At 48.9% G+C, this 16,594-nt stretch carries 18 protein-coding genes, 1 other RNA gene and 1 pseudogene; 11 read left to right on the forward strand and 9 right to left on the reverse strand.

The genetic code is table 11. The features are described 5' to 3' along the window. Nucleotides 1-37 precede the first annotated feature (37 nt). Both A7098_RS07640 and A7098_RS24385 read left to right on the forward strand, forming a co-directional pair. On the forward strand, nt 38-325 hold the full coding sequence (locus tag A7098_RS07640; RefSeq protein ID WP_105280596.1) for a hypothetical protein: 288 nt from the start codon (nt 38-40) through the stop codon (nt 323-325). Between the two features lie 33 nt (nt 326-358). Next, nucleotides 359-433 (forward strand): annotated as a pseudogene (locus A7098_RS24385) (capsid protein); the annotation flags it as partial. Between the two features lie 243 nt (nt 434-676). Here A7098_RS24385 and A7098_RS07645 read toward each other — a convergent pair. Further along, nucleotides 677-2,008, reverse strand: a complete 1,332-nt coding sequence (locus A7098_RS07645; RefSeq protein ID WP_105280589.1) for an FRG domain-containing protein — start codon at nt 2,006-2,008, stop codon at nt 677-679. 631 nt (nt 2,009-2,639) lie between these two features. Here A7098_RS07645 and A7098_RS07655 point away from each other — a divergent pair. After that, nucleotides 2,640-3,059 (forward strand): translesion error-prone DNA polymerase V autoproteolytic subunit, encoded by a 420-nt coding sequence (locus A7098_RS07655; RefSeq protein ID WP_105280590.1) that lies wholly within the window; start codon nt 2,640-2,642, stop codon nt 3,057-3,059. After that, the gene (locus A7098_RS07660) at nt 3,059-4,327 is read left to right on the forward strand and encodes a Y-family DNA polymerase (RefSeq protein ID WP_105280591.1); all 1,269 of its coding nucleotides are present in this window, start codon (nt 3,059-3,061) and stop codon (nt 4,325-4,327) included. Before A7098_RS07655 ends, A7098_RS07660 begins: the two co-directional genes overlap by 1 nt. Here A7098_RS07660 and A7098_RS07665 read toward each other — a convergent pair. From A7098_RS07665 to smpB, 3 genes are all read right to left on the reverse strand, one after another. Continuing rightward, nucleotides 4,304-4,990, reverse strand: a complete 687-nt coding sequence (locus A7098_RS07665; protein WP_105280592.1) for an SOS response-associated peptidase — start codon at nt 4,988-4,990, stop codon at nt 4,304-4,306. The genes A7098_RS07660 and A7098_RS07665 overlap by 24 nt on opposite strands. 196 nt (nt 4,991-5,186) lie before the next feature. Next, nucleotides 5,187-5,549: a transfer-messenger RNA gene (gene ssrA / locus A7098_RS07670) on the reverse strand. Between the two features lie 215 nt (nt 5,550-5,764). Further along, nucleotides 5,765-6,247 carry an SsrA-binding protein SmpB gene (gene smpB / locus A7098_RS07675; RefSeq protein WP_000162574.1) on the reverse strand — a complete coding sequence of 161 codons (483 nt, stop codon included), beginning with the start codon at nt 6,245-6,247 and terminating at the stop codon, nt 5,765-5,767. Between the two features lie 170 nt (nt 6,248-6,417). Here smpB and ratA point away from each other — a divergent pair, with 170 nt between their 5' ends. Both ratA and A7098_RS07685 read left to right on the forward strand, forming a co-directional pair. Further along, nucleotides 6,418-6,855 (forward strand): type II toxin-antitoxin system toxin RatA, encoded by a 438-nt coding sequence (gene ratA, locus A7098_RS07680; RefSeq protein WP_024191158.1) that lies wholly within the window; start codon nt 6,418-6,420, stop codon nt 6,853-6,855. Then, complete coding sequence (locus tag A7098_RS07685) at nt 6,845-7,135, forward strand: RnfH family protein (RefSeq protein ID WP_032226002.1); 291 nt, start codon at nt 6,845-6,847, stop codon at nt 7,133-7,135. Before ratA ends, A7098_RS07685 begins: the two co-directional genes overlap by 11 nt. A gap of 57 nt (nt 7,136-7,192) precedes the next feature. On the opposite strand, the gene bamE is transcribed toward A7098_RS07685, so the two are convergent. From bamE to nadK, 3 genes are all read right to left on the reverse strand, one after another. After that, complete coding sequence (bamE, locus tag A7098_RS07690; RefSeq protein ID WP_001203438.1) at nt 7,193-7,537, reverse strand: outer membrane protein assembly factor BamE; 345 nt, start codon at nt 7,535-7,537, stop codon at nt 7,193-7,195. Between the two features lie 148 nt (nt 7,538-7,685). Further along, nucleotides 7,686-9,347, reverse strand: a complete 1,662-nt coding sequence (gene recN / locus A7098_RS07695; RefSeq protein ID WP_105280593.1) for a DNA repair protein RecN — start codon at nt 9,345-9,347, stop codon at nt 7,686-7,688. Between the two features lie 85 nt (nt 9,348-9,432). After that, nucleotides 9,433-10,311, reverse strand: a complete 879-nt coding sequence (gene nadK / locus A7098_RS07700; RefSeq protein ID WP_001059169.1) for an NAD(+) kinase — start codon at nt 10,309-10,311, stop codon at nt 9,433-9,435. Nucleotides 10,312-10,433: 122 nt separating this feature from the next. On the opposite strand from nadK, the gene grpE reads away from it, so the two are divergent. Next, nucleotides 10,434-11,027: a nucleotide exchange factor GrpE gene (gene grpE / locus A7098_RS07710; protein ID WP_010351929.1), complete on the forward strand. Its 594-nt coding sequence runs from the start codon at nt 10,434-10,436 to the stop codon at nt 11,025-11,027. Between the two features lie 54 nt (nt 11,028-11,081). Here the strand turns inward: grpE and A7098_RS07715 are convergent, their stop codons facing one another. After that, nucleotides 11,082-12,368: an HlyC/CorC family transporter gene (locus tag A7098_RS07715; protein ID WP_010723175.1), complete on the reverse strand. Its 1,287-nt coding sequence runs from the start codon at nt 12,366-12,368 to the stop codon at nt 11,082-11,084. 20 nt (nt 12,369-12,388) lie between these two features. Further along, a complete protein-coding gene (locus tag A7098_RS07720; RefSeq protein WP_024165125.1) occupies nt 12,389-13,180 on the reverse strand; it encodes an inner membrane protein YpjD in 792 nt (263 codons plus the stop codon). Nucleotides 13,181-13,346: 166 nt separating this feature from the next. Here A7098_RS07720 and ffh point away from each other — a divergent pair, with 166 nt between their 5' ends. The 4 genes from ffh to trmD all read left to right on the forward strand — a co-directional run bounded on the left by ffh (nt 13,347) and on the right by trmD (nt 16,569). Continuing rightward, on the forward strand, nt 13,347-14,708 hold the full coding sequence (gene ffh / locus A7098_RS07725; protein WP_000460035.1) for a signal recognition particle protein: 1,362 nt from the start codon (nt 13,347-13,349) through the stop codon (nt 14,706-14,708). Nucleotides 14,709-14,955: 247 nt separating this feature from the next. After that, nucleotides 14,956-15,204: a 30S ribosomal protein S16 gene (gene rpsP, locus A7098_RS07730; protein WP_000256450.1), complete on the forward strand. Its 249-nt coding sequence runs from the start codon at nt 14,956-14,958 to the stop codon at nt 15,202-15,204. A gap of 18 nt (nt 15,205-15,222) precedes the next feature. Next, complete coding sequence (gene rimM / locus A7098_RS07735; RefSeq protein ID WP_000043335.1) at nt 15,223-15,771, forward strand: ribosome maturation factor RimM; 549 nt, start codon at nt 15,223-15,225, stop codon at nt 15,769-15,771. Between the two features lie 30 nt (nt 15,772-15,801). Further along, nucleotides 15,802-16,569, forward strand: coding sequence for a tRNA (guanosine(37)-N1)-methyltransferase TrmD (gene trmD / locus A7098_RS07740; RefSeq protein WP_000264784.1), 768 nt, complete (start codon nt 15,802-15,804; stop codon nt 16,567-16,569). Nucleotides 16,570-16,594: the final 25 nt, after the last annotated feature.

The following is a 16,594-nucleotide window of genomic DNA, read 5'->3' on the forward strand; positions in this document are numbered from 1 at the left end:
TCCGTTTCCCGAAGCGATATCGGATAAAGGAGGAGTAATGGATATAACACCTTTCCTTCATGCTCTTTGTGCTGTGGCTGCGCAGCTACTGGTTGGTCTTTTTACCGGAAACTGGGCTTACGGAGCGATAGCCGGTTGTACGTTCTTCATTGCGCGTGAACACACCCAGGCAGAATATCGCTGGATTGAAATGTTCGGGCATGGCAAGCGTATGAATATGCCGTGGTGGGGCGGTTTTGACCCACGTGCTTGGGATGTGGCAAGCATGATGGATTTTGCTGTGCCGGTGATAGCGTGTCTGCTGGTCTGGCTGTTGATCCGTTAAACATAAAAAGCCGCAGCAACTTGTCATGGCAGAATACTGCGGCTGGCTGGTGAACTTCCGATAGTGCGAGTATTGAATGATTTCCAGCTGTTATCGATTTTACGTATTTTTTGCATGAGAGGATTTCCACCACCTCCCACCAACCATCTATGACTGTACGCCACTATCTCTAGGGCCGATATGTGCTAAAAGCAGACATTGATAACATTGAAATATGTTATTTTATAGGGAGTGGGTCAAGGCTTCTGAAGATTCCAGTTTTTGACCCTGAGCCTGACACCGTCCCCGATGAGCAGTTCCACCTGAAGACTGCACAGTCTTAGATTTCTTTGCCATTAGTTTATCCCTTTATTATATCGATATATACTTTTTTGCAATTTCCGCTGCCGTTTTCTCCATGCTGGGATATACAGTGCTTTCGGATATATTAAGCTGCGCCAGCTCTTTCAGAATTTTATTTTTGTTTGCTATCTCCACTCTGTTAAGAGGAAAATCAGCATCTGTTTCCGGTAAAATAGGATCAAGTCCGAACAGAAGAAAAGCGCCTGCCTGAGACTGTATGCGTTCATTATTTATTTTAGCCTTAAGGAAAACAACTTTTTTTAAGTCATCAGAGATTATTTTGTTTCTGAAATATGATTTTTCATTCTGTATAAGGTCTGCAAGTTTATCAGTGAGTTCAGATAGCGCCACAGTATCTTTTCTGACATCAATGGAAGACAATTTTTCCAGCTCTTCGTAAGATAAAACTGATAAGTTTGCTATGCAGCTTACTGTATCTGAATCGAAATATTTAATTTTCTTTCTGTTTGTTGAGAACGAAATCACCTGCCCGTTTTCATTATGGTTCGAACTGCAAGCAAAATATAATGCTATCAGTGGGTTGGATGTGATATCCAGGAGTCTCGTAGGTAAGCCATAATGCTGCATGCGGACAAGTTTATCAATCGTAAATTTATCCTCCTTAAATTCATTTGGTCTTGCACTGAGTATTTCACGTACTAAATCAGATTCTGAAGCAAGATGCCTGTACGTCCCGTTTTCATTCTTTCTGTAAAGAGAGGGGACAAGCTCATATGAGCTTTTAGAGTGTCCACGATAAAAGGTAACGAGGCCATCTGGACTGTTTTTTTTAATAAAGTCAAGATAATCCATGACATTCTCAGCCACCTGGTATGTTTGTTTTTTTAATTTGATTGTACCTTTCAGGCGGTTGTTTTTCTTGTTTAAACCAAGCCCTTTTAGAACAATATTTAAATCCTTATCTTTTACTGCCCAGTGTGTACGACTTAACCCGAAAGTTCCTAGTTCTAGGATTTCTTTATATAATGCTGTTTGGGGATTTGTTATTTCTCCAAAATCATGGTTAATCTTGAAGGAAAATAAAATGTCGTCACCATCTTTACGTAAACCTCTTATTCTCCCAAGCCTGATTCTGATGTACCTGTTTTTATCATTTTCAGTATCTTTCATATAAGTTTCGGTCATGAACAACACCGGTAGCATGGCGAGTAATTTTAAGCTATCGGGTCTTACAGGTATTAATTTACTGTAAATATCGCTTGGGGTGCCTTCCAGCATGCGGGACATCGAGAAGCTTTCCTCGCCTTCTTTAAGCCCAGGATTCATACACGGCCAGCGGTCAAAAACGTCCGGTTCTCCGGCCATGATTAAGTTAAACATCGCAATCTCCTGAATTTACTCACTAAAGTCTGTGTGTTTTTATTATGTTGCATCATTGTGAATGAATATAGCATGAGTTGTCTATGCTTGTTTGTCTTTCATAATTCACAAAGTACATCAGCTTCTAATGTGTTTATGGTACGACCATGTGGGCAAAACTTCCTACTCAACCATGATGTATAAGCTATAGTATGAAGTTTCTTGCCATCCAGTTAAGTAAATGTCTGCTCCTCGCTCATAACAGACATTCACTTCAGTTGTGGCAGAAAGGTATGCCTGCTGGGTGGGGGAAAGTGTGAAAGAAAAGAAGACTGCTTCGCCGTTTGTCGTCACTGCTATCTTCTTACTGGTTATGCAGGCCGTAGTGGGAGGCACACAAAGCTTTGCACTGGATTGCAAGGCTTTGTGCTCTTTGGCGCTAAGTGGTGGGGCATGGATGGGGCAAACTCACTCAATTTCTGGTTTAAAGTGAGTTCATTTCTTCGTTGTTTCAGCGGGAAAAGCCCCTTACTCATCCGGGGCTATCCTTATGCTTTCCCTCTGTGCTCACAATTGATAGCCATTACTCACATTGACCTATTCGCCATAAGAATATACTGTATATAAAAACAGTATATCTGGGCGGATTATCATGTTGTTTATCAAGCCTGCGGAACTGCGTGAAATCATTACACTTCCTTTATTTAGTGACCTTGTGCCGTGTGGCTTTCCGTCACCGGCAGCTGACTACGTTGAGCAGCGAATCGATCTTAATCAGCTAGTGATTCAACATCCCAGCGCGACCTATTTTGTTAAAGCTGCGGGAGATTCAATGATTGAGGCCGGGATTGGCGATGGCGATCTGCTGGTAGTTGACAGCGCCATTACCGCCAGCCACGGCGATATTGTTATTGCTGCTGTGGACGGTGAGTTCACCGCCAAAAGGTTGCAACTGCACCCCACGGTACAGCTTGTGCCGATGAACAGTGCGTATTCGCCCATTACTCTTGGCAGCGAAGAGTCTCTGAATGTGTTTGGGGTCGTCACTCATGTCGTAAAGGCATTACGCTGATGTTTGCCCTCTGTGATGTAAACTCATTTTATGCCAGTTGTGAGACTGTTTTTCGCCCAGACTTGTGGGGGAAGCCGGTAGTAGTGCTTTCCAATAACGACGGCTGTGTGATCGCTCGCAGCGCAGAGGCGAAGACACTTGGCGTTAAAATGGGGGAGCCTTATTTTAAACAGAAGGATCTGTTTCGTCGCTGTGGTGTGGTTTGTTTCAGCAGTAACTATGAACTCTATGCCGATATGAGCCAGCGTGTGATGTCTACGTTGGAAGAGTTGTCACCACGGGTTGAGATCTACAGCATTGATGAGGCATTTTGTGATTTAACCGGCGTACGTAACTGCCGGAATTTAACAGATTTTGGCCGTGAAATTCGCCAGACCATTCTTCAGCGTACACATCTCACGGTTGGTGTCGGCATTGCACAAACCAAGACGCTGGCCAAACTCGCCAATCATGCGGCAAAAAAATGGCAATGTCAGACGGGAGGGGTTGTTGATTTATCAAACCAGGAGCGCCAGCGCAAATTAATGGCTGCATTACCGGTTGATGAAGTGTGGGGAGTTGGTCGAAGGATAAGTAAAAAGTTGGAGGCGATGGGGATAAAAACCGTACTCGATCTCGCGGATACCGATATTCGCTTTATCCGAAAGCACTTCAATGTTGTACTTGAAAGAACGGTACGGGAACTTCGTGGAGAGCCCTGTCTTGAACTGGAAGAGTTTGCGCCAGCGAAACAGGAAATTATCTGCTCACGGTCGTTTGGCGAACGCATAACCGACTATGACACGATGCGACAGGCAATATGCAGTTACGCATCACGAGCGGCAGAAAAACTGCGTGGTGAGCATCAATATTGTCGTTTTATCTCCGCCTTTGTAAAAACTTCTCCGTTTGCACTGAATGAGCCGTATTACAGCAACAGTGCCTCGGTAAAGTTGCTGACTCCCACCCAGGACAGTCGGGATATCATTAATGCAGCGACCCGTTGTCTGGACGCGATATGGCAGGAGGGATATCGCTACCAGAAAGGAGGGGTAATGCTTGGTGATTTTTTCAGTTGCGGTGTGGCACAGCTTAATCTTTTTGATGAAAACGCACCGCGCCCTGGTAGTGAAAAGTTGATGGCTGTGCTTGATATGCTCAATGGCAGAGAAGGCCGTGGAACACTCTATTTTGCCGGACAGGGTATCCAGCAACAGTGGAAGATGCAGCGTGGGATGTTGTCACCACGATATACAACGCGAGTCTCAGATCTGCTTTGTGTCAGGTAAACGCGCGATTAACGCTGATCCCTGATTTTTAACATTACCCACCGCCCGTGATACCGGATGCCAGGTGAAATGGTCACCCGAAACGCTGCCATCAGTTGCAATCTTTGTCGCCTCTTTGCTGCCAATGTCCTGTCGCATCCATTCACGGGCTGCTTCTGGCGACAGAACAAGAGGTCGGCGGTCATGAATATCAACAAGATCTTTATCTGCTGCAGCGGTGACTATCAGAAAACCTTCTGCCTCATCGCCGCGTGTGAACGGACAACAGCCAATTGCTGCCATAAAAATGGGTTGACCATCTTTGCGATGAATGAAGTAAGGTTGTTTTATGTCACCGCCTTTTTTCCACTCAAACCAGCCATCAGCAAAACAGATTGCCCGACCATGCTGCCAGAGCGGTTTAAACATCCGACTGGTTGCTGCGGTTTCTACACGTGCGTTAATCAGCGGAGGTTTATTCCACCATTCGGGCGCATATCCCCAGAACACAGGATCAAGATGCAACCGCTCATCTCGTTCGCTTAACAATAGTACTTTAGTTCCCGGAGCAACGTTGAAGCGATCTATTGGTTCGGGTTCGTATGGGATATCACGCTCTGATTCTTCTGATAACAGGGCAAGATAGTCTTCACGCGTCATTGATTGGGCGAAACGTCCGCACATAGAAACCTCCAGTAACCAGACTGAAAGTATAGAGTAGAGACAAAGAAAAGCCCGCATCTGCGGGCTTTCATGTCATTAGGGAGCTGCGGCTCCTTTGCGTATCCTTTTTTGTCTCCTCACCGTCTGGTCGGTGTCCTGCTGAGACTGCTAACTTCCTGTTTTTGTTGGTGTTGTCCTTACACCGTCCAATCATGATTGGTGGAGCTGGCGGGAGTTGAACCCGCGTCCGAAATTCCTACATCCTCGGCACTACATGCTTAGTCTGTCTTTACATTCGCTTGCTAGCTGCGGACGGACACGCCACTAACAAACTAGCCTGATTAAGTTTTAACGCTTCAACCCCAGGCAGGGCTTCCACGCGATCTCTTTTGGGTTTGACCTCTCTTGATCCCCGTCCTAAGAGCGGAGGCTAGGGAGAGAGGGCTCTAAGCAGGTTATTAAGCTGCTAAAGCGTAGTTTTCGTCGTTTGCGACTATTTTTTGCGGCTTTTTACGAGGCCAACCGCCCCTCGGCATGCACCTTGGGTTTCGCAAATCCCGTCGAATCCAGAATCAGCCCCAATGTGTAACGGCGAGTATACCAGATTTGTGAGCGTCATGACCAGCCCCAATGGCGTTATCGTTCAGGATTTAGCGCCCGCGTAGCATGATTTTTATTCGATTAAGCAAAGGGATGACGACATCTGTATCAAATATGATAGCCGATAAGATGTGCATTCGCGCCACCGGAGAGGGGAGGCGCGGTGAGGAGCTGGTCAGTATATGTGATGCAGGTTTAACGGTGAGCGTTTTTCATGATACGCGCTTTATCAACCTGCCATTCACGTTCTTTGATGTCGGAACGTTTATCGTGCTGTTTCTTACCTTTCGCGACGCCGATTTTCACTTTGCACCAGGCATTTTTCCAGTACAGAGAGAGCGCCACTACGGTATAGCCTTCACGGTTGACGCGACCATATAATGAGTCCAGTTCGCGCTGATTGAGAAGTAACTTGCGGGTACGAGTAGGATCGCACACCACATGTGTGGAAGCCACAGCCATCGGCGTGATATTTGCGCCAAACAGGAACGCTTCTCCGTCGCGCAGAAGGACATAGCTGTCGCTAATATTGGCTTTTCCTGCGCGCAGGGATTTAACTTCCCAGCCTTGCAGGGCAAGTCCCGCTTCGAACTCTTCTTCAATAAAGTATTCGTGACGGGCGCGCTTGTTAAGCGCGATGGTCGCTGAACCAGGTTTATGTGCTTTTTTCTTCGTCATAAGCGTCGTGAATCATCGGTAATCTGAAATCGAAAATACCCCATATCAATCCTGCGGGGGACAAGGCTCTATCTTAGCATGAACACGATGTTACCCAGCGCCGGGATAGCGTTTTTTTTACAGCAGGATAAATGATATTATTTGTTGGATTTTTGTTGATGGAATTTGTTATGCCTCAAATTAGCCGGACCGCACTCGTTCCCTACAGCGCGGAGCAAATGTATCAGTTAGTGAATGACGTTCAGTCTTATCCTCAGTTTTTGCCAGGTTGTACTGGAAGTCGGATTCTGGAGTCCACTCCTGGACAGATGACCGCTGCGGTAGATGTCTCTAAGGCTGGGATCAGCAAAACGTTTACTACCCGCAACCAGTTGACCAGTAACCAAAGTATTCTGATGAATCTGGTTGATGGGCCGTTCAAGAAATTGATCGGCGGCTGGAAGTTTACACCGTTGAGTCCGGAAGCGTGCCGTATCGAGTTTCATCTCGACTTTGAGTTTACTAATAAGTTGATTGAACTCGCCTTCGGTCGCGTGTTTAAAGAGCTGGCGGCTAATATGGTGCAGGCTTTCACCGTGCGAGCAAAAGAGGTTTATAGTGCCAGGTAAAATTGCTGTAGAGGTAGCTTACGCGTTACCAGAGAAGCAGTATTTGCAGCGTGTAACATTGCTGGAGGGCGCGACGGTTGAAGAGGCAATTCGCGCAAGTGGTTTGCTGGAATTGCGTACAGATATCGATTTAACTAAAAATAAAGTCGGCATTTACAGTCGTCCGGCAAAACTGAGCGATATCGTGCGCGAGGGCGATCGTGTAGAGATTTATCGACCACTGATTGCCGATCCGAAAGAGCTTCGTAGACAGCGCGCAGAAAAATCGGCGAATAAATAGCAGGCAGAAAAAAGGTGCTCACTGAGCACCTTTTTTAATCGCTATAAACAGCAAGTTTTATTCGTTGCCACTCAGCGCAGGTTTGTTATCAATATTGGTCAACACACCGCTGCTGTTAAAGGTCAGCGTCAGAGTTTGCTGCGTTACACCTTCATGGCCTGGTTGCTGGCGGAAGACATAGAACCAGGTATTCGTACCAAATGGATCGGACATCAGCGGTGTACCCAATGCGTACGCAACTTGTTGTTGCGTCATGCCAACGCGTATTTTGGACACGTCGTTAGCGGTCAGATAGTTCCCCTGGTTGATGTCAGGACGGTAAACCACTCGCTCCAGAGTGGAACAGCCTGCGGTCAACATCAATAGTACTGCTGCTGCAGCAGTCAGCGTTTTACAGCGCATAGTGATTTGATTCCTTTTCGGGCCCGAGCAGTACGTGGCTCATCTGTAATATGCCGATGATAATAGACCTTTCATCACTTTAAAACCTTTTGCTTTCCGGTCTTACGGCGTTTTGCTGTTTATTCTGACCGTGAAGCAGGAAAAAAGTTTACGCTGCCAGTAGTTCTTTCGCGTTCGCCAGCGTGTTGCGTGTGACTTCACTGCCGCCAAGTAGGCGCGCCAGCTCTTGTAACCGCGCCTTTTTATCCAGGGATTGCATATGCGTTTCGGTCATCGAACCATCGGTTTCTTTGCTGACAAAATAGTGTTGATGACCGCATCCTGCGACTTGTGGCAGGTGGGTAACACACATCACCTGGGTTGATTCACCAAGCTGACGTAGCAGTTTGCCGACAACTGCCGCTGTCGGACCGCTAATCCCCACATCCACTTCATCGAAAATAAGCGCCGGGGTTTCCATTTTACGCGCGGTGATGACCTGAATTGCCAGTGCGATACGGGACAATTCACCACCGGAGGCGACTTTGGCAATAGGCTGCATTGGCTGACCTGGGTTGGTGGTTACCCGAAACTCAATACGATCAGCGCCGTCAGTGCCCAGGTGATGTTCGTCAAATTTAACATCAATCGTAAACTGGCCATGCGGCATTGAGAGCGCATGCATACTGTCGGTGATCAGCTGTGCAAGTTCTTCTGCATATTGCTGGCGTTGTTGGTGTAATGCGCGCGCGGTTTCCAGTGCCTGCTGATGATGTTTCGTTACCGCCAGCGCGAGCGTTTCTTGTGAGTCGGCCTGATCGTCCAGTTGCTGCTGTTCTTCCAGTAGCGACTGGTAATACTGTGGCAATGCCTCAGGGCTGACGTGATGTTTACGTGCCAGCGAAATCTGTTTGGAGATGCGCTGTTCAAGTTCAAACAAGCGGTTAGGGTCGAGATCCAGACGATCGCAGTAGTGGCGTAATTCGTCACTGGCTTCGGCAATCTGGATAGTAGCCTCTTCCAGCATATCAAGTACGCCGGACAGTTTGCTGTCCATACCAATCAATTCGCTGACCAGTTGTTTAGCGGTGTAAAGCTGGCTTTGCAGGTTCGCATCTTCACCGTCGGCCATTAATGCCAATGCATTCTGGCTGGTCGTAAGCAATTGACCGCTGTTAGCCAGACGTTTGTACTCTTCGTCGATTTGTTCAAACTCGCCGGGCTGCGGATTAAATTCGTTTAATTCTTTTAATTGGTATTGCAGTAGTTCAGCTCGGGCGGCGCGTTCCTGACTGAGTTGTTGATGATGCGCGAGGTCACGGCAGCTTTGATGCCACAACTGATAACGTGCGGTCATTTCCTGGAGCAGAGACGTTTCATTGGCGTAGCCATCAAGCAGGAATTTCTGATGCTCAGGTTTGGTGAGTAACTGATGAGCGTGTTGACCATGGATCTGAATCAGCAACTGACCCAGTTCGCGTAGCTGAGACAGCGGAACAGCCGTACCGTTGATAAAACCACGAGAGCGACCATCACTACTGATAACACGACGAAGCAGGCATTCGTGGCCATCTTCCAGTTGGTTTTCTTCCAGCCAGTGCAGTGCTGCGGGCGTATCTTTCAGTGAAAAACGGGCGCACAGATCAGCGCGGGCAGCGCCGGTACGCACCATGTCGGCTTCAGCACGACCACCGAGACACAGGCCGAGAGCATCTATCGCAATAGATTTACCCGCGCCGGTCTCGCCGGTTATTACGGTCATGCCGCTGTGAAAATCAATCTCAAGCTCACGAACGATAGCAAAATTGCTGATGGTCAGTTGTGCCAACATAGTTGTTTTCCTGTATGAAAAACCATTACTGTTATTGTGTACAGTATAAACTGGTTTTATATACAGTAAAGAGGCTGGCATAAAATTAGAATAATTTTTTTGACCAGCCGAGTTTGGTACTTAATGTATTGAAATAGCTGTAATCTTTCGGATGAATTAGATTCAGATGGTAATCACAGCGACGAATCAGGACATCTTCACCTTCCTGAATCGGCAGTGCTATCTGACTGTCACAACTGATTTCCAGGTCGTTACGTCGATGCGAAAAACGCAGGCGGATCGTGCTGCTGCTGTTTATGACCAGTGGTCGCGCTGACAACGTATGCGGGAACATGGGCACCAGGGTAATCGCATCCAGAGAGGGGGTCAGAATTGGGCCACCCGCCGACAGAGAATAGGCGGTAGAGCCTGTAGGTGTCGAAATAATCAGTCCATCAGATCGCTGAGAAAACGCAAAGATCTCGTCGATGTACACTTCGAACTCAATCATATGCGCCACTTTGCCAGGATGTAGTACCACTTCATTAATCGCGGTGCTGATGCGTTTCTGGCAATCTTGCTGACAGACCTGCGCTTCCAGCAAAAAACGTTTCTCGCTGATGTAATGACCTTCCAGCACATCGGCTAATTGTTGCTGGGCGTTATCGGGATCAAGGTCAGTCAGGAAACCCAGGTTGCCACGGTTGATTCCAATAACTTTAATATCGTAACGGGCGAGCGTGCGCGCCGCGCCCAGCATATTACCGTCGCCACCAACGACTACCGCGAGATCAGCCAGTTGCCCAATCTCCGCGAGCGTACCAGTTTTCACATTCTTCAGTTGTAGTTCGTGAGCGATTTGCTGCTCGACGATGACCTCGTAACCTTTTGTGCACAGCCAGCGGTAGAGCATTTCATGTGTTGTCAGTGCAGTAGGGTGCCGTGGGTGTCCCACAATGCCAATACACTTGAAATGATTATTCATTTTTCCGAGGTCCTTGTTGCGAAGATTGATGACAATGTGAGTGCTTCCCTTGAAACCCTGAAACTGATCCCCATAATAAGCGAAGTTAGCGAGATGAATGCGAAAAAAACGCGGAGAAATTCATGAGTAGTAAAGAACAGAAAACGCCTGAGGGGCAAGCCCCGGAAGAAATTATCATGGATCAGCACGAAGAGATTGAGGCAGTTGAGCCAGACGCTTCTGCTGAGCAGGTGGATCCGCGCGATGAAAAAATTGCGAATCTCGAAGCTCAGTTGGCTGAGGCTCAGACCCGTGAACGTGACGGCATTTTGCGCGTAAAAGCGGAAATGGAAAACCTGCGTCGTCGTACTGAACTGGATATCGAAAAAGCGCATAAATTCGCGCTGGAAAAATTCATCAACGAATTGCTGCCGGTGATTGATAGTCTGGATCGCGCGCTGGAAGTGGCTGATAAAGCTAATCCGGATATGTCTGCGATGGTTGAAGGCATTGAGCTGACGCTGAAGTCGATGCTGGATGTAGTACGTAAGTTTGGCGTTGATGTGATTGCCGAAACTAACGTGCCGCTGGACCCGAATGTGCATCAGGCTATCGCAATGGTGGAATCTGATGATGTAGCGCCGGGTAACGTACTGGGCATTATGCAGAAAGGTTATACGCTGAACGGTCGTACGATTCGCGCGGCGATGGTTACTGTAGCGAAAGCAAAAGCTTAATTACTGTTTTCGTAATAAATTACGGCCCGGCATGTGAATGCTGGGCCGTTTTCGTTACTCCGCCACACTCTCGCGCAGCGGTTTCACAGGAAAAACTTTTACCTGCTTAATCATATTGTCCTGTACGTCGAGAATATCGATATCGTACTCGCCAATACGCACGCGAGTGCCTGCGACAGGAATCTCTTCCAGTGCTTCCAGAATGACGCCATTAACCGTGCGTGCATCGTCTTCCGGCAGATGCCAGTTAAAGGCTTTGTTGATTTCTCGCACGTTGGCGGTGCCATCAATAATCACCGAACCGTCGTTTTGCGGAGTGACTTCTTCGGCAAGCGTTGGCGACATCGACGTGGTGAAATCGCCGACAATCTCTTCCAGAATATCTTCAACCGTCACCAGCCCCTGAATATCGCCGTATTCGTTGACAACCAGGCCGACTTTCTTTTTATTGCGTTGAAATTTAACTAATTGGGTACTGAGCGGCGTGCCTTCCGGCACAAAATAGATTTCGTCCGCAGCGCGCAGCATAGTTTCTTTAGTGAACTCTTTTTTCTCCGACATGAGCCGCCAGGCTTCACGCACACGCAACATGCTGATAGCGTCGTCCAGCGAGTCGCGGTACAGCACTATGCGCCCGTGAGGAGAGTGGGAGAGCTGACGGAGAATCGATTTCCAGTCATCGTTGATATCAATACCGATAATTTCACTGCGCGGCACCATGATGTCATCAACGGTCATTTTTTCCAGATCGAGTACCGACAGCAGCATATCCTGGTTACGACGGGAAATTTGTGACCGCGATTCGTGCACAATGGTGCGCAACTCTTCTTTACTCAAAGAGCCGCTAACCACGATATCGGTTTTGATGCCCATCATGCGCATTAACATGCGGGTGATCGCGTTCAGCAACCAGACCAGCGGCATCATCAAAATTTGCAGCGGAGCTAACAGAAAACTACTCGGATAGGCGACTTTTTCCGGGTACAGCGCGGCAATGGTTTTCGGCAATACTTCGGCAAAAACCAGCACTACGAAGGTCAGTACGCCAGTCGCAATTGCCACACCCGCATCGCCGTACAAGCGCATCCCAACAATAGTGCCGAGCGCGGAGGCAAGAATATTGACCAGGTTATTGCCGATTAACACCAGGCTTATCAGGCGGTCTGGCTTGCGTAGTAATTTTTCGACCCGTTTAGCCGAACGATTACCCTGCTTCGCCATATGCCGCAGACGATAGCGGTTGAGTGTCATCATTCCGGTTTCGGAGCCGGAAAAATAGGCTGAAATGACCACCATGATGATCAGAATTATGATCAACGTGGTAGTAGAGATATGTTCCAGGGGAAACTCCTTTTCTGGTTTTAGCTGATTAACTGCTGGACAATTCGGCTGCCAAAGTAGGCCAGTGTAAGGATGACCGCTCCTGCGACGTTAAACCAAACGACGCGGCGCCCACGCCATCCTTCATGATAATGCCCCCACAGCAGCACAATATAGACAAACCACGCCACAATAGAGAGCACGGCCTTGTCGATATTTTCCATGCTAAATAAGTTGTGCATGTAGAACAGGCCGGTACAAAGAGTGAGCGTTAACAGCACCACGCCAATTTGCGTAATGTGGAACATTTTACGCTCAATACTCATCAGCGGCGGCATTTCCTGATTGAATGCCAGCTTCTTGTTCTTCAGTTGATAATCAATCCATGCCAGTTGCAACGCGTACAGGGCGGCAATAATTAGCGTGGCATAGGAAAAGAGCGATAAGCCAATGTGCACCAGCATTCCTGGCGTTGCTTCCAGATGAGTGATGTATTCATTGGGCATGAAGGTCGCCAGCGCCAGATTGATGAGCGCAAAGGCATAAACAATCGGCAACAGCAGCCAGCCACGGTTGCGTGAGGCCACGATGGTCATTACCGTACAAATCATCAGGCTGACCAGTGAACCGACATTCAACAGGCTAAGGTTTTGTCCGCTATCGCCGCCTGGCAAAATGCGGGCTTCAAGAGCGATAGCGTGGCAGACCAGCGCGATGACCGCAGAAATAATAGCCATTCGCCGCCAGCCGCCGTTTTTTTGCAGCAGACCGGGAACAATCAGCGCGAGACTGACGGAGTAGGCGACGAGCGCGAGCAGAGCAAAAACGGGCATAGTGATGTCGACAGTTTGAGCAATGAGAAAGAAAAACAGTATAGCGTCAGGTGAACGCTGCTCCAACCGTTGCATAACAACAAAGACGCCTTCATGTTATACTGCGGCAAAATACAGATGATGTGTCGCGATTGCGGCCAACCGTTTCCACCCCAGGCGAGAGACAATGTTTGATAATTTAACCGATCGTTTGTCGCGCACGCTGCGCAATATCAGTGGCCGTGGACGCCTTACTGAAGACAACGTTAAAGATACGCTGCGCGAAGTGCGCATGGCGCTGTTGGAGGCGGACGTCGCTCTGCCGGTAGTGCGTGAGTTTATCAATCGCGTAAAAGAGAAAGCGGTTGGTCATGAAGTTAATAAAAGCCTGACGCCGGGGCAGGAGTTCGTCAAAATCGTCCGTAACGAGTTGGTTGCGGCGATGGGCGAAGAAAACCAGACCCTGAACCTGGCTGCGCAACCGCCTGCGGTGGTGCTGATGGCGGGCCTGCAAGGTGCCGGTAAAACAACCAGCGTGGGTAAACTCGGTAAGTTCCTGCGCGAGAAGCACAAGAAGAAAGTGCTGGTGGTTTCTGCCGACGTTTATCGCCCGGCGGCAATCAAACAGCTTGAGACGCTGGCCGAACAGGTAGGCGTCGATTTCTTCCCTTCAGATGTTGGTCAGAAGCCGGTTGATATTGTTAATGCGGCGCTGAAAGAAGCCAAACTGAAATTCTACGACGTGCTGCTGGTGGATACCGCCGGTCGTCTGCACGTTGACGAAGCGATGATGGATGAGATCAAACAGGTCCATGCGTCGATTAACCCGGTTGAAACCCTGTTTGTGGTTGACGCCATGACCGGTCAGGATGCTGCCAATACGGCAAAAGCGTTCAATGAAGCGTTACCGCTTACCGGCGTAGTGTTGACTAAAGTGGACGGCGATGCGCGTGGCGGTGCGGCGCTTTCTATTCGCCATATTACCGGCAAGCCCATCAAGTTCCTCGGTGTTGGCGAGAAAACAGAGGCGCTGGAGCCGTTCCACCCGGATCGTATCGCTTCACGCATTCTCGGCATGGGCGATGTTCTGTCGCTGATCGAAGATATCGAAAGCAAAGTTGACCGCGCGCAGGCTGAGAAATTAGCCAGCAAGCTGAAAAAAGGTGATGGCTTCGATCTCAACGATTTCCTTGAGCAGTTGCGCCAGATGAAAAATATGGGCGGCATGGCCAGCCTGATGGGCAAGCTGCCGGGCATGGGGCAGATCCCGGATAACGTGAAGTCCCAGATGGACGATAAAGTGCTGGTGCGTATGGAAGCCATCATCAACTCGATGACGATGAAAGAGCGCGCTAAGCCAGAAATCATCAAAGGTTCGCGTAAACGCCGTATCGCTGCCGGTTGCGGTATGCAGGTGCAGGACGTTAACCGTCTTCTGAAGCAGTTCGACGACATGCAGCGCATGATGAAGAAAATGAAGAAGGGCGGAATGGCGAAGATGATGAGAAGCATGAAGGGTATGATGCCCCCAGGCTTCCCAGGCCGCTAATCGGCCTGGCTTATTTGCCATTTTGGCACCGGGGTGTGCTCGTCATCCTCACGTACTGGGGTACGCTCCGGTGACTGCGCGCACTCCGGCACCAAACTGGCTGCGCCGCCAGCGGCCTTTTAATGCCGGGTTAGCAACTGTTGGTTGCAATTTCTGCAAAAATGAGTAAAATTTTCGGGCTTTTAATATGACACCGGACTCCGTTCCTCGATGGGGTCCGGTTGTTTTATTCACACAAGAGGATGTTATGGTAACTATTCGTTTAGCACGTCACGGCGCTAAAAAGCGTCCGTTCTACCAGGTTGTTGTCGCTGACAGCCGTAATGCACGCAACGGTCGCTTCATCGAGCGCGTTGGTTTCTTCAACCCAATCGCTAGCGAAAAAGAAGAAGGCACTCGCCTGGATCTGGATCGCATCGCTCACTGGGTTGGCCAGGGCGCAACTATTTCTGATCGCGTTGCTGCGCTGATCAAAGAAGTAAACAAAGCAGCTTAATCTGTCACGGTGGTCATGATGAGCAAACAACTCACCGCGCAAGCACCTGTTGATCCCATCGTTTTGGGAAAAATGGGTTCGTCTTACGGTATTCGTGGGTGGCTCAGAGTGTTTTCTTCCACCGAAGACGCCGAAAGCATTTTTGACTATCAGCCCTGGTTTATCCAGAAGGCGGGTCAGTGGCAGCAAGTCCAGCTGGAAAGCTGGAAGCACCACAATCAGGACATGATCATCAAGCTGAAAGGTGTTGACGATCGTGATGCGGCGAACCTGCTGACGAATTGTGAAATTGTCGTGGATTCATCGCAGCTGCCTCAGCTTGAAGAGGGTGACTACTACTGGAAAGACCTGATGGGCTGTCAGGTAGTGACCACTGAAGGCTACGATCTCGGTAAAGTCGTCGACATGATGGAAACCGGATCTAATGACGTTCTCGTCATTAAGGCAAACCTGAAAGATGCGTTTGGTATCAAGGAACGTCTCGTACCGTTCCTCGATGGGCAGGTTATCAAGAAAGTCGATCTCACTACTCGTTCAATCGAAGTAGATTGGGATCCTGGTTTTTAAACCACCGGATAAACGGTAAAAGACGGCGCTATGTGGATTGGCATAATTAGCCTGTTTCCTGAAATGTTCCGCGCAATTACCGATTACGGGGTAACTGGCCGGGCAGTGAAAAATGGCCTGCTGAGCATCCAGAGCTGGAGTCCACGTGACTTCACGCATGACCGGCACCGAACCGTGGACGATCGTCCTTACGGCGGCGGACCGGGGATGTTAATGATGGTGCAACCTTTACGGGACGCCATTCATGCAGCAAAAAGCGCGGCGGGTGAAGGCGCTAAGGTGATCTATCTGTCACCACAGGGGCGCAAGCTTGATCAAGCGGGCGTCAGCGAACTGGCAACGAATCAAAAATTGATTTTGGTGTGCGGTCGCTACGAAGGTATAGATGAGCGCGTGATCCAAACCGAAATTGACGAAGAATGGTCAATCGGCGATTACGTTCTCAGCGGTGGTGAGTTACCAGCAATGACGCTGATTGACTCCGTTTCCCGGTTTATTCCGGGGGTACTGGGACATGAAGCCTCGGCAACGGAAGATTCCTTTGCTGAAGGATTGCTGGATTGCCCGCACTATACGCGGCCTGAGGTGTTAGAAGGGATGGAAGTTCCGTCAGTGTTACTGTCGGGCAACCATGCCGAGATACGTCGCTGGCGTTTGAAACAGTCGCTGGGCCGTACCTGGCTTAGAAGACCTGAACTTCTGGAAAACCTGGCTCTGACTGAAGAGCAAGCAAGGTTGCTGGCGGAGTTCAAAAAGGAACACGCACAACAGCAACATAAACATGATGGGATGGCGTAAGCCCCCGAGATATCAGTTTACCCAG

This window comes from Escherichia sp. MOD1-EC7011 (assembly GCF_002965005.1).
Lineage (GTDB): Bacteria > Pseudomonadota > Gammaproteobacteria > Enterobacterales > Enterobacteriaceae > Escherichia > Escherichia ruysiae.